Origin of the sequence: Myroides odoratimimus, assembly GCF_004337635.1 — a bacterium.
GTDB lineage: Bacteria > Bacteroidota > Bacteroidia > Flavobacteriales > Flavobacteriaceae > Flavobacterium > Flavobacterium odoratimimum.
This window is the reverse complement of sequence record NZ_CP037427.1, coordinates 13,610-26,416: the sequence shown is the minus strand read 5'-3', so window position 1 is coordinate 26,416 and position 12,807 is coordinate 13,610. Positions and strand designations below refer to the sequence as shown.

The 12,807-nt window shown below is 32.9% G+C and carries 12 protein-coding genes; 5 read left to right on the top strand and 7 right to left on the bottom strand.

Annotated features, from left to right (window positions below):
* The first annotated feature begins 133 nt into the window (after positions 1-133).
* From E0Z07_RS00125 to E0Z07_RS00115, 3 genes are all read left to right on the top strand, one after another.
* A complete protein-coding gene (locus E0Z07_RS00125; RefSeq protein WP_115283933.1) occupies positions 134-2,440 on the top strand; it encodes a hypothetical protein in 2,307 nt (768 codons plus the stop codon).
* A 619-nt stretch (positions 2,441-3,059) separates the two neighbouring features.
* Entirely contained in the window at positions 3,060-4,346 is a 1,287-nt protein-coding gene (locus E0Z07_RS00120) for a hypothetical protein (RefSeq protein ID WP_006258609.1), read from the top strand.
* Between the two features lie 363 nt (positions 4,347-4,709).
* Positions 4,710-5,336 (top strand): 2OG-Fe(II) oxygenase, encoded by a 627-nt coding sequence (locus E0Z07_RS00115; protein ID WP_006258608.1) that lies wholly within the window; start codon positions 4,710-4,712, stop codon positions 5,334-5,336.
* 64 nt (positions 5,337-5,400) lie between these two features.
* On the opposite strand, the gene E0Z07_RS00110 is transcribed toward E0Z07_RS00115, so the two are convergent.
* From E0Z07_RS00110 to E0Z07_RS00085, 6 genes are all read right to left on the bottom strand, one after another.
* Positions 5,401-6,996 (bottom strand): PepSY-associated TM helix domain-containing protein, encoded by a 1,596-nt coding sequence (locus tag E0Z07_RS00110; RefSeq protein ID WP_006258607.1) that lies wholly within the window; start codon positions 6,994-6,996, stop codon positions 5,401-5,403.
* Between the two features lie 20 nt (positions 6,997-7,016).
* The gene (locus tag E0Z07_RS00105) at positions 7,017-7,307 is read right to left on the bottom strand and encodes a hypothetical protein (RefSeq protein WP_006258606.1); all 291 of its coding nucleotides are present in this window, start codon (positions 7,305-7,307) and stop codon (positions 7,017-7,019) included.
* A gap of 2 nt (positions 7,308-7,309) precedes the next feature.
* Complete coding sequence (locus E0Z07_RS00100) at positions 7,310-7,642, bottom strand: hypothetical protein (RefSeq protein ID WP_225581760.1); 333 nt, start codon at positions 7,640-7,642, stop codon at positions 7,310-7,312.
* 221 nt (positions 7,643-7,863) lie between these two features.
* Entirely contained in the window at positions 7,864-8,229 is a 366-nt protein-coding gene (locus E0Z07_RS00095) for a DUF1801 domain-containing protein (RefSeq protein ID WP_006258604.1), read from the bottom strand.
* A 5-nt stretch (positions 8,230-8,234) separates the two neighbouring features.
* Positions 8,235-8,693 carry a GyrI-like domain-containing protein gene (locus E0Z07_RS00090; protein WP_006258603.1) on the bottom strand — a complete coding sequence of 153 codons (459 nt, stop codon included), beginning with the start codon at positions 8,691-8,693 and terminating at the stop codon, positions 8,235-8,237.
* Positions 8,694-8,734: 41 nt separating this feature from the next.
* On the bottom strand, positions 8,735-9,469 hold the full coding sequence (locus tag E0Z07_RS00085) for a helix-turn-helix transcriptional regulator (RefSeq protein WP_006258602.1): 735 nt from the start codon (positions 9,467-9,469) through the stop codon (positions 8,735-8,737).
* Between the two features lie 233 nt (positions 9,470-9,702).
* On the opposite strand from E0Z07_RS00085, the gene E0Z07_RS00080 reads away from it, so the two are divergent.
* Both E0Z07_RS00080 and E0Z07_RS00075 read left to right on the top strand, forming a co-directional pair.
* Complete coding sequence (locus E0Z07_RS00080) at positions 9,703-11,793, top strand: hypothetical protein (RefSeq protein ID WP_006258601.1); 2,091 nt, start codon at positions 9,703-9,705, stop codon at positions 11,791-11,793.
* Positions 11,794-11,875: 82 nt separating this feature from the next.
* A complete protein-coding gene (locus tag E0Z07_RS00075; RefSeq protein ID WP_225581761.1) occupies positions 11,876-12,421 on the top strand; it encodes a hypothetical protein in 546 nt (181 codons plus the stop codon).
* 60 nt (positions 12,422-12,481) lie between these two features.
* On the opposite strand, the gene E0Z07_RS00070 is transcribed toward E0Z07_RS00075, so the two are convergent.
* Positions 12,482-12,679, bottom strand: coding sequence for a heavy-metal-associated domain-containing protein (locus tag E0Z07_RS00070; protein ID WP_006258599.1), 198 nt, complete (start codon positions 12,677-12,679; stop codon positions 12,482-12,484).
* Between the last annotated feature and the right edge of the window lie 128 nt (positions 12,680-12,807).

Below are 12,807 nucleotides of genomic sequence, written 5' to 3'. Positions count from 1 at the left end.
TTATTTTGTCTTTTATTGTTAAATGTGTTAATATTTTTATTAGTTTTGTTTTATGTTAAGATAATTTGTATTTGTTATGGGTTGTTTTTAACTGTTTTTGTTTGTGAAAATATTGTGAAATAAAAAGAATACTATGAAAAAGAAATTACTATTTGCTGGTGTAGCATTTATGGCACTGAGTACGATGCAAGCTCAAGATGGTATTGGTATTGGTAAATCAATTATACCTGATGGGACAGCAGTGTTAGATGTAGGATCAGATACTAAAGGTGTTTTAATCCCACGTGTTTTTTTAACAGGTGAGAAAGATATTACTACTATTAAAGGGGGGATATATCCTGAGAGTTTATTAGTGTACCACAAGGCAAAACTTCCAACAGATGTATTGAAATCTGGATTCTATTTTTGGGATGGAACACTTTGGAGAGCTTTGATGTCTAAATCGAGTGAGCATTTATCTGAAACATTAACAAAATTATCCGTTAAACAAGAGGCAGGAGAAACTGTTTTAGTGTATAAAGCAGAGGATGGAAAAGATACTGAAATAGAAATATCTAAAGAATTACAATCAAGTACAAATTTTGAGACTTGGATTAAAGACTTAGTTACTAGTGCAGCAACTAAAGTTAAGGTTGAAGAAGGAACAGGAATTAAAGTTGATGAGGCACCTCCAGTAAATGGACAAATTACATATACAGTTAATGCTGACCCTTCAGGTATCACTTTAGGAGGAGATGTGTCAGGAAAGGCGGATAGTACAAGCGTAGATAAGATTAAAGGAGTAGAAGTAGCTAAAGCAAATCCTGCAACAGATAAAGACCTTGCACTTGTTTATGATGGAACTAAATGGACTCCAGGAAAACCTAAAGTAGATGGAAATAATATCACTGATAAGAAAGAACTGAAGGTATTAGATGGTATTAGTATTACTAATGGGACAGCTTCTGTGTTGAATGATGTTACTATTGGTATAGGTGATAATAGTGTTATGCCTATTAAAATATCAGCTGAAGATAAAGCTAATCAAGTTTTAGTTACAAGTGATGATGGAACAAAAGCGGAGTGGGTACCTCAAAGTAATATTAAACCAGCAGGAACTAAGTTAAGTGGTGATGCTTCTATTGAAGTAACAGATGGAGATTTAGCATTAGTAAATGCAGCGTCAATAAAAGTAAAAGCTCTAGGTATTGAAGAAGGACATATTGCTAATAATGCAGTATCAAAAGAAAAGATAAAGGGAGAAGGTAATGATAAAGTATTAACTACTAATGCTACAGGTGGAGTAGAGTGGGCACTTAAAAGTGATATTAAACCAGCAGGAACTAAGTTAAGTGGTGATGCTTCTATTGAAGTAACAGATGGAGATTTAGCATTAGTAAATGCAGCATCAATAAAAGTAAAAGCTCTAGGTATTGAAGAAGGACATATTGCTAATAATGCAGTATCAAAAGAAAAGATAAAGGGAGAAGGTAATGATAAAGTATTAACTACTAATGCTACAGGTGGAGTAGAGTGGGCACTTAAAAGTGATATTAAACCAGCAGGAACTAAGTTAAGTGGTGATGCTTCTATTGAAGTAACAGATGGAGATTTAGCATTAGTAAATGCAGCATCAATAAAAGTAAAAGCTCTAGGTATTGAAGAAGGACATATTGCTAATAATGCAGTATCAAAAGAAAAGATAAAGGGAGAAGGTAATGATAAAGTATTAACTACTAATGCTACAGGCGGAGTAGAGTGGGCACTTAAAAGTGATATTAAACCAGCAGGAACTAAGTTAAGTGGTGATGCTTCTATTGAAGTAACAGATGGAGATTTAGCATTAGTAAATGCAGCATCAATAAAAGTAAAAGCTCTAGGTATTGAAGAAGGACATATTGCTAATAATGCAGTATCAAAAGAAAAGATAAAGGGAGAAGGTAATGATAAAGTATTAACTACTAATGCTACAGGTGGAGTAGAGTGGGCACTTAAAAGTGATATTAAACCAACAAAAGCTGATTTAACTACTGATGGTATTATCGTGGTAGGGGATGCTACAACAGGAACTCAGCTAGCCACAGGAGCACTTCTTGAAGGAGTAAATTTGTCGATTAAAAAAGAATCTATTGATAATGATAAGATAGCACCTAGTACTCTTACAATAGATAAATTAGCTACTGTTCCTGAGAAAAAGAATATGCATTTAGTAACAGATATAAATGGTAAACCACAATGGGAAACTTTGAAAGGTAGCGATATAAAAATTACTACTAAACCAATAGCGACCAATGAAACTGTTGAGGGACAAAGAGTTTATACTGTTAGAATTATAAATGGAGAAGTAGAAACCCCTCCAGGGACAAGCTTAACGTATAATTCAGAAATAAAGGCTATTCCATTGAGTAATATAGATTATTTATTAACAGCTCATATTTATGATAGTAGTAATAAATTATGAATTAATGGTGTAACTAATAGTAAAAATACATCTGTTAAATTCCGTTTTGGTAGTGGTAATTTTTATAACACTTTGCCAGTGGCTAAAAATTATATTGTTGTACTAAAATATGTATCTACAGAAATAGTTACTCCTTAAATATACAAGTAAGAGAAATAAAAAAAAGCAATAAGAAGAATTCTTCTTATTGCTTTTTTTATTTAGAAACAAATAGCAGGTAAGGGTTTAAAACAAATAATAGGATTTCATTTATCTCTATATGCATACCATTTATGGTATGATTTTTGGCTTTTTAATAGTAGATCTTTTTAAGATTTGATTAATCGTTAATATACCTAATCTGTGCTGTATCTATATTGATATTTGCTTAAATTAATACGATATGGGTATAAAAGTTTTAAAAATCAAATATTTTTAAAACTAAAAATTAGAAGTAGCTAAACGAAAGTTGATAGTTAAATTTTAAGATTTAATAAATTAATAAAAAAGTATTCTATAAACAGTGTAATTGTTGTTAATTATTAAAATCGAATCTTGTAACGATTGTGAAAACGATATTTAATTGCTGTAAAAATTGTTAATAATTGAGTACTTTTAGGCTAGTTTATAACAAAGAGATATGAAAAAAAAGGTAATTACTATTGGAGTTTTAATGATGAGTGGATTAGCTTTTTCACAAGTTGGTATTGGGATAAGAGCACCGCACAAATCAGCATTATTAGAGTTAAAAGCAGATGCAGGTGAGTATAGAGGGGTATTGATTCCGCGTATTCCTTTAAAAGACTTAACCGATAAATCACTTATAAACAAAGGGGATGTAGAGACTAGCTTATTGGTGTTTAATACAACAGAGAATAGTGTGGTTACTTCTGGGTTTTACTATTGGAAAGGAAAAGAATGGGTTAGATTAGTAAATAATCAGGACGTTATTGATAATATAGACAATTTTCCTCGAAATAAAGTATTAGGTGTTAAAGGGGATGACTTAGTATTAGAAGATACTAAAGGAGGAAAAGTGAACACTCCTATTAAAGACTTGAATATCATTACCACTATTAAGGAAGGTGCAAATGGTATATATACGTATACGAATGAGGCAGGTGTAGCACAGGTTATCGATGTGACAGGCAGTGTTATTAATAATATTACAGAGATACTGAAAGACGAACAAGTCGTTAATGAAATATATACTAATGTAGCTAATAATGGGAAGGCAGCTACTCCAGCAGATACTTCTATCAAGATCGATAATGGAGGGAAGGCTGTATTAAACCCAATGCAAGTCTCTGTAGCTGAGAAAGGTATTACACCTAATAAAATAGCACCTGGTGCAATAGGTACTTTTTTAATTACGGCTAAGAATGGAGATGTACAGTGGGTAAGTGCTACGGATGATTCTATAAAAGAAATCTTGTCACTGAACCAAGCAATTACGCTGTTAAAAGATAATGGTAATGGTACTTTGACATATTATAACGAAGCTTGTTTTGACAAAGACGGAAAATTTATAGAGGGATCTGTAGGAGAATCTTTTGATTCTAATACCCTACGTATCGAATCGACTAAAGATGGAAAGTATCTTTTCTTCGATGGAAGAAGTAAGGATATACCAGTGGCTACTATAGATGTGAAGCAGACTGTAGTAGAGAATATCACAGAGATATTAAAAGAGAATACTGTAAAAGAAGAAATATATAATACTGTAGCTGCACAAGGGAAAAAGGCAACAGGTGTAGATGCTGTGGATATCGTAGGAGGGGATAAGGCTGAGGTCTACTATACTATTGAAGGGGATAATCGAAGTAATGGAAAAAGAGGTAAGTCTCGTCCTACAGCTATTACTATTGATGGTATTGCTTGTGGAGCTATAGCTAATCCCCAAATTAGCACTAAAAGTAATCAATAATAATGATTTATAAAGAAATAAAATATAGAAGAAGGAAGCTTATAGTTTCCTTTTTTTATTGATAATAATATGCTCATTTGATATGCTTTGAGTCTGTTTTTGATCTTTATTATAAGCAATTATAGCCTCATAACTTTAAAGAGGTTATTTGACATGTAAAAGGATGTGGAATATTGATGAAAATCCTGCAAAATATTCTAAAAAAATGCCAATACTCTCTTCGATAAAAGCTTTTGAAACCTCTTGAATTATCAAATCTGTAAAAGTGCATATTAACAGTGAATTGGCTTAAAAAAACACCTTTTTGTGTGTTGATTTTTTTGTCTTGTAAATTATATTTGTGTACTTTTTATTTGTTAATGTATGGGTGATTTTGAATTAAATCCATTTTATGAGTTAATAATAGACGATTTAGTGAATCGTAAATACTCGGTGGTTGACTGTTTTTTTTCGGAAGAAGAGATCAACTTGTTAAGAGCAAATTTGCTTTTAAAACAAGACTTACACAGTTTTAAAAAAGCAGCTATAGGGCAGGCAAGTAGCGAACAAATAGTAGAAGAAATTAGAGGAGACTCTATCTTATGGTTAGATGAGAAAGAACCTGATGAAGTAGAGCAGATGTATTTCAATAAAGTGAATCACTTCTTAGAATATGTAAACAGAACTTGCTATCTAGGTATTCAAGAAGGAGAGTTTCACTATGCGTGTTATCCTCCAGGTACTTGTTATAAGCGTCATTTAGATATTTTCCAATCAGATAGCCGTAGAACGCTGTCTGTAGTGTTATATTTGAATGATCAAGAATGGACTCCAGCTTATGGCGGAGAGTTAGCACTTTACCTACAAGACGAACATGGAAATGAAAGAGAAGAGATTGTACATGCCTTACCAGGACGCCTTGTCGTGTTTGACAGTAAGAGTATAGAACACGAGGTGAAGATGGTAAATCATACTCGTTATAGCATTACAGGATGGTTAAAGACTAGATAAGTAAAAAGCCTTTATATGTTTTATCATATAAAGGCTTTTTCGATTTATAGAAATAATGAGTAAACTATTCTACTGCTGTATTTAATTTTTTCTCTTGCTTATCTTTGACTAGTTTCCACGAGTATAGTGTGATAAGTGGAACGATGATCCAGAATAAATCAATAAGCAGGATATCAGAATAACCTTTAACCCAACTTACCCATATCCAGTTACCTGTCATGACACCATTAAAGATAGGAATAGTAAGACCAATAATACTTCCGACTAATAAACAGTCTCTATTGGTTTTATAAATATTCTTTCTGATGCTTAATAAGATCGTGATAGCTAACCAAGTCCAGAAATAAAAGGAGTAAACAAAGTTTTGCCCTCCTGTTGGGTTTAGTTTTACTGCTATAAAAGCTAATGCCGTTACAGGATACATAGATAAGCAGATAGCCATATAGATATTTGCTAGCCAGAAGTTAAACTTGCGTTTGTGTTCAGGAACATTCTTTTTATCTCTGGCCACTAACCAGATCAGTACTCCAGATATAATGACTATACATCCAGCTATCCCTACTAAGAAGTAAACGATACGAGTCGCTAAACCTCCGAAAGAACCAAAGTGAAGTAAATAAACTAAGTTAGAGAATATATAACTATATCCAGGATTTTCATTAGGATTACTTATCTCTTCTACTTCTCCTGAATGAATGTGATATTTTATTTCTCCACGACTATTTAACTGTTTTTCATTATGCGCTCTACCACTGATGGCTACAGTCATACTTTCATCCCCATAATTAAGTATAGAGATATTAGAGATATATGGATCATCCCATTTTTCTACTGTTTGAAGAATATAGGCGTTTAGATCTATTTCTTTATCAATGGCTTTATGTTGGTATACGATCTCTTTAGCTCCTCTATCTTGTGTGGTATCACTGCTAAATTTGTCTGCATCACCACCATATCCTAATGCAATGATAGTAGCTGCGACTATTCGATAGTTTAATAAGAAATAAGCTCCCGTGATAGCAAAGATTAATTGGAAAGGAAAGGTAATAACACCTAATGCTGTATGTAGGTCAGTCCATACGGTTTTTAGCTTTTCCCAAGGTCTAAATACATAGAAGTTAGATACTATCTTTTGCCAGTGTACAAGTAAGCCTGTAATAAGTGCAAAAATGTAAATGAAAGAAACTAACCCAGCTACAAAGTAACCAAATGGAGAGATATGGATATTAACTAGACCATTTAATTGTGCTAAAAAGTGAAGTCTGTATAAGAATCCTCCTAAAGAATACGATTCTTCATATCCGTGTTTTTCTTCTGTAGCAGTGTCATATAGACCGAAGTCACGTTCTTTCGCTTTAGGTAACAAGGTGTCTTGTGAAGTAGAGATATTATAGCTCATGACTCTACTTCTATCATTCATTCGGAAGTAAATATTTCTACCCTGTAATCCTATTTGATTGTCTAATGAGTCTAATAAGGTATTGTAGTTGATAGATTGAACAGCTATTTTTTCTTGTGGTTTATTACTTTGCCAATTCGCTATTTCATTTTTAAAGAAAGAGAAAGAACCTGCGAAGAAGATAATGTATAGTAATACTGTAATAATAATCCCACTTATCGTATGTAGGTGGAAGTATTTATTATAATTTCTAATATTCATAATAGTGATGTGTCTTGTGTTTAGGTATGTATTGGAGCGATTAAATAAGGTGAATAAAAAACCAGTGTTAGCACGATATAGGCTAACCATATTTTATATCCGTTGCCAATGATAAAGGCCATAATGAATAAGATGGTCCATAATACATATCCTGTGACGAACATCGTTGTATAAATAGGATGAGAAGGGAAAAAGTACATTAGAAACATGTGAAATGTTGTACTTACTAAGAATCCTCCGAATAGACCTGCAGTTATCTTCAGTATACGTTGTATAATTGAACTTTCTAAATGCTTTTTATTTGCGGGCATAATTAAAATATTAGTAGTTCTAGAAATAATCCTAACCCTATAAAACTAACGATGTGTTTAGTCTTAAATGATAACATAGGATATAATGTTAGAATAGCAGAACCAATAAACATTAAGAAGATAAAGAACGTTAAGCTTCCTACTCCTAGACCTTCATAAATAGACTCTGTTGTTAAGGCTATTATTAATAGTGAGTAAGCGATAATCTTGGATAATTTAGTGTTTGACCTAATCCAGGTAGTTAATGTACATTTCTTCTCATATTTTACTTTCTGAGAAGTGTTATATAGCATAAAGAAAGCAAATGCTGTAATTGAAAATAATAAGGTATGCATTTTATTTAGATTGAGTATAAACAAATGTATGACATATTTTATAGTTTTCAATAACAAAATATTAAACTTTTTGATATGATAACGTTGTGTTGTTATTGATTGTTTATTAGGGGTTTAGTGTTTGGTTAACATGCATTATGAGAATTAAAAAGACTAATTGTATGGGCAATTAGTCTTAGTTGTTTTTATAATTAACACTTATTAAATGGTCTGAGTCTAAATTACTTTGTTTTGATAACCCCATTTCGATATAGGTTTAAGGCTTCTTGTAGAACATCTATTATAGCATCAATAGGTAAATCAGCATTGGCATCTATACTTAATGTTTTCATGCGCTTTCTACTTCCTATTTCTAATAAAGGATGTTCTATACGCATTCCTTCTACTATTAATAGATAAGGTGTTTTAGGTTCTTTAGTCAAAGCGAGAAAACAGAACATACGATTCTTATAGCTAAAACAAGGAGTCCCCCACTTTAACGACTCTGTGACATGATCATCTAACTGCAAGATAATGTTTCTTAATGCCTGTAAGCAACCTCTATTGGGTTCTTCTTGTCGTAAATAGTATTGTTCTGTTTCTTTCATAATTGTTATTTTATAGCTACATAAATGCTTACTTCAGCATCCTGTGGGTTCATGGATTTTTCGTCATATATTTCAAAATCAGCTGTGTATTTTCTATCCCACTGTTGTTCCCATATTTGAAACCACTCATTGATAACCAACCCTTTTGTTAGATCTCCAGTAGCAGTTATTTTATTATAAGTACTTGCTTCTATAGTATGCCCTGTCATTCCTTCTGGGATATTAGATAGGTCAGATACTTCACAGCCTATTATTGTAGTATAGGGCATCGTATGGTCCCCTTCATAATTCGTGTACATGGAGTAGACAGCAGTACATACTTTATTTGGTATACGGTTTAGCACATCTTCTTTCCAAAAGCGTTCCCATAGTAAGGGAATATCATTAGCTGCTTTGTTTTGTTCATTGGTAGTGCGTACTTCTATTCCGATGATGTGGAATTTCTTTAAGGTTACTTGATTCATAATACATGAGTTTAAGATTATGTAGCAAAGTTAGGTTCCCCTTATGACATAGGTATGTCAGGGGTGTTGTCTTGTGGGTAATATTTTTCTCTACACGCTTTTAAGTATTGCTCCATTGTGATTTGATGAGGTTCGAATGTTTGCAAGGTATCTTTTAAGTGTTGGATACAGTCTAGTCTAAAGGCTCTAAAGTCTAGTCTCAATCTACAGTAGGCTATTAATATCCAGTTGTCCTGTGTAGTATAGATAGCAAAGGGTTCTATGTCTCGCTGACTCTTTTGGTTTTCTAAAGACAAATAATCAATAACAAGCACCTGATGATTGACAATAGCAGTCTGTATTTGTATTAAGTAATCACTCGTCTGTGCTTTATCAGGATTATCTCTTACGATTATTCTTTGAGAGAGCAGATCAGCTTTATCTTTTTGGGTGTAGCGCAGTACAGCTTTTAGTTTGAGAATAGCATTTTGATATTGTTTGATTAGAGAAGCATCTTTATTCTTTAATATCAGTTGCTCAGCAGTGATAAGAGCATTCGCCTCTTCTTGTGTAAACATGACAGGAGGTAGAGCATACCCATCTACCAGAGAGTATCCTTTACCTTCTTCTGTATAAATTGGAATACCAGATTGTTCTAACGTTCTGATATCTCTATACACCGTACGTATACTTACATTGTGTTTTTCGGCTATCTCAGTAGCGGTTACGATACGCTTAGATTGTAACTGGGTCACTATAGCTGTTAATCGGTTTAGACGAGGTTTACTTTCTGACATAAGACTACAGAGAATTAGATTTATTGACAAAGATAACATTTCGATAAGCCCAGAATAAGAGATAGACATATAAATGAAAAGGAATTATACAAATAGGACTGAATTAATGATCAAAGCATATTATAGTGTGGTTTTAGAGCTAATGAAATAGATATGAAGTAGAATTGCTTTGTAATATTTGGTCAATGCTTAATCTAGGATAAGTATATTTACACCTTCTAAATATTCGCACTATGGCAGAACCAGTAGGAGTCTTTGCTCAAATACACCTAACAGAGGTTAATTATAAAGCATTTTTTAAAACCAAAGCAATCACTGTGATTAGTGAAGAGATGCACCAATGTATCCTTTATAATTGTCAAGATAACTATTGTTATCAGTACAATAAAAAGAAAGAAGAACTACTGTGTTTAGCTTTTTATAACCATGGTAATAGAGAGACTATCAGAGGAGATTTTTATCTAAGTATTCAGACCATTGCACCTTTTGCAAAAGAGGGAAGAACAGGTGTAATAGCACTGACATTAGATGCTTATAATTGGCAGGAAATAGAATGCTATGAGGTGTTAGTAGATAACCAATGGGAGGTGCAGGCCATCAGTGCTGTAGAGTTAGAAGCATTACGAGTTTTAGTCTTTAGTTGTTTAGAACACTTTGATCAGCCTTTTGCGCAGAAAGTGTTTGATTCAAAAATGGTAGATAGTAATGTAGTCAAAAAAATAGCTACACTACAAGGGAAGAACCGCTTGGCTAACTTAACCGTTTTTGCAAAAGAGGCAACGCCTTTAAACCCGATTCACTTATTCGGAGCTTTTTATTATAATGGCAAGGTGGTGTTTAGTTGTAAAGAGGGAGGGATAGTGTACCCTCAGATTGATTTAGCTACTTTTAAGCCAATGGTATATGGGGCTTGTGATCAAGAGCATGTTATTTTTAATGGCAAGTGTATCAAGACCAATCCTAAGAAGTTTAAAAGAGTAGCGAAGTATGAGACGGTCTATTATTTATCTGAAGAAGGAGTATTAGATGAGAAGGGCGAATGGATAGAGGGAAGCGATGCTACTACCTTTAAGCTGACAGAAGACTACTTAGCAGAAGACAGTATTCATCTGTACTATTGGGGACATGTAGTTTCTAAATCTTCTTTTTCAACTTACAGAGTGGAGAGTTATCCCTATCACACAGACTTTTTGATCACAGATACAGCAGTGTATTATACTCAATATAAGCTAGAGGTAGATGCTCAGAGCTTTCGTTTTTTAAAGAGGTTAGAAGGTTTAGCCTATTCTTATACTGGTTTTGTAGGAGAGGATAAGGAGGGGCTGTTTGTGTACTTGATAGAAGATAATAAAGGTCAAGTTATTCGTTCAACAGGATTGTCTATTGATCAATTGTTACAATTATTTCAAGATAAGTATGGCAATAAATATTGGCGAATGGAAGAGGATGAACGTATCTGCCTAGAGAAACCAAGTGCTGCATATTATAAGGAGTTTGCTAAAAAGTGTAAGACTCCATGGGTATTTTATCAAATAAAGGAATTGCGTGACTATGCTAAATTGATTGTTCAGAAATATGAGGATAAGAAGGACAAGGAAGAGTTAATTCCGTTTTGGAAGATCTATAGTCTAGTAGAACCTTATTTATGGATAGAAGCAGATAGTTATAAATATGTGATACTGATGTATTGTATAGAAGGAAAACAAGAACATGCATTAGATACTCTGAGAAAAGCGATTATGTATGGAGCATTTGATATGGAAGAGTTCTTTGACCATCCTTTATTAAGCACTATCCAAGAGCATGAGTACTTTTTAGAATTAAAGGAATATGCTACACAGAATAAGCCAATAGGCTATAAAATCCCAATGCAATTAGAGATTTTAGAGAAGCTCTTAGCTCTTCCTCAGTCGATGTATACAGATGGGACGATACTGTGGAAGTATCACTTATACGATAATGTCGATATAGAAGAAGCTATGCGTGAGCATCCACAGTTGACAGATTATTATACGCGTTATATCACTTTAAATACAGAATTGTTTAATCGATTCTTTAAGCGTTATAATCTGATAGATATGGATTATACTCCTTATGAAGAATATCACTGTATGCCGATAGAAGCTTCTATCATTATGCTTAAGTATTATATGCGTATGGCTGATATACCATCGGGAAGTGTAGCTTATTTTATCCCACAATTAATACAACGTATGGATAAGATAAAAGAGAGAATTCATCGATTAGCAGGAGAAGAACATACTCACTACCAAACAGTGTATAATAATAATGAAGTTGTTCAAATATTAGAGCAGTATTTCTAAAAGTAAACAAAGATTATGTTTCTTACTTTTTTGTTAGTAAATATATTAGATGAAAATATATTAGATGAAAATATATAAAAAAATGAAGAAACTAATTGTTTTGTTAATGTTATTACTGCCATTGTTGATGACTGCGCAGAAAGAAAATGAGTACAAGAGTAGATTCTATATACAGACTAGTTTTTTAGGAGTAGATGCAGGAAGAGATTTTTTGATAGGTGAGAATATATTCGTTCAGACGGGTATGGGGATAGGCGCAGGTTATGATGTATGGAATAATAGTATGTCAGTTGTATTTACCTTTAAGAAGCCAATTCCTTATCTGAGAGGGGGACTAGATTGGTATTATAATAAGAATAAGAGAATAGAGAAGAATCGTACTTTAGACAATAATTCAGGTAATTATGTAGGGTTTCAAGCTAAGTATAGTTTTGGTACAGATAGTGAAGAATATATGAATTCCTTAAATAGTGTTCTAGTAAGTGAAGTACATTGGGGAATAAAACGCAAGTTAGTAGGACCAATGTATTATAAAGTACAGTTAGGTGTAGGACACTTTAATGATTATGATGCGAAGTGCTCAGAAGTATATCCTGTAGTAGGTGTGTTTTTAGGTGCTACGTTCTAAGAAATAATATAACGATACTTAAAAAGATAAGGCTGTTCAAAAAGGACAGCCTTATTTTTATTAAAGTATCTCATACTTTCCAGCAGAAGTTAATATCTTTTGTACTTCTTCTTTCGTCACTTCAGGAGTTTTAACCTCTATACTATGTGTATCTAGAGTGACTGTAGCTTCTATATTAGGGTACTTTTTTAGTTCTTCTTGAATCTTTCCGACACAACTACTGCATCCCATTCCTTTAATTTGATATACTGTTGCCATTTCTTTTTTGTTTAATAATTTATATTACAAATGTAGGATAGTGTGTCATTATCGTTGTTATACGATTTTAAGGAGTTGTTATATAATTCTTTTAAAGAGTAAGATGAAGTCTTTTTTTTCATCTATGT

Bases quoted from the DNA above. Each gene is read 5' to 3' on its own strand.
- E0Z07_RS00075 (WP_225581761.1), top strand. From the start codon at position 11,876: ATGAAGAAACTAATTGTTTTGTTAATGTTATTACTGCCATTGTTGATG.
- E0Z07_RS00110 (WP_006258607.1), bottom strand. From the start codon at position 6,996: ATGAATATTAGAAATTATAATAAATACTTCCACCTACATACGATAAGT.
- E0Z07_RS00070 (WP_006258599.1), bottom strand. From the start codon at position 12,679: ATGGCAACAGTATATCAAATTAAAGGAATGGGATGCAGTAGTTGTGTC.
- E0Z07_RS00095 (WP_006258604.1), bottom strand. From the start codon at position 8,229: ATGAAAGAAACAGAACAATACTATTTACGACAAGAAGAACCCAATAGA.
- E0Z07_RS00125 (WP_115283933.1), top strand. From the start codon at position 134: ATGAAAAAGAAATTACTATTTGCTGGTGTAGCATTTATGGCACTGAGT.
- E0Z07_RS00100 (WP_225581760.1), bottom strand. From the start codon at position 7,642: ATGCATACCTTATTATTTTCAATTACAGCATTTGCTTTCTTTATGCTA.
- E0Z07_RS00090 (WP_006258603.1), bottom strand. From the start codon at position 8,693: ATGAATCAAGTAACCTTAAAGAAATTCCACATCATCGGAATAGAAGTA.
- E0Z07_RS00085 (WP_006258602.1), bottom strand. From the start codon at position 9,469: ATGTCAGAAAGTAAACCTCGTCTAAACCGATTAACAGCTATAGTGACC.
- E0Z07_RS00105 (WP_006258606.1), bottom strand. From the start codon at position 7,307: ATGCCCGCAAATAAAAAGCATTTAGAAAGTTCAATTATACAACGTATA.
- E0Z07_RS00080 (WP_006258601.1), top strand. From the start codon at position 9,703: ATGGCAGAACCAGTAGGAGTCTTTGCTCAAATACACCTAACAGAGGTT.
- E0Z07_RS00120 (WP_006258609.1), top strand. From the start codon at position 3,060: ATGAAAAAAAAGGTAATTACTATTGGAGTTTTAATGATGAGTGGATTA.
- E0Z07_RS00115 (WP_006258608.1), top strand. From the start codon at position 4,710: ATGGGTGATTTTGAATTAAATCCATTTTATGAGTTAATAATAGACGAT.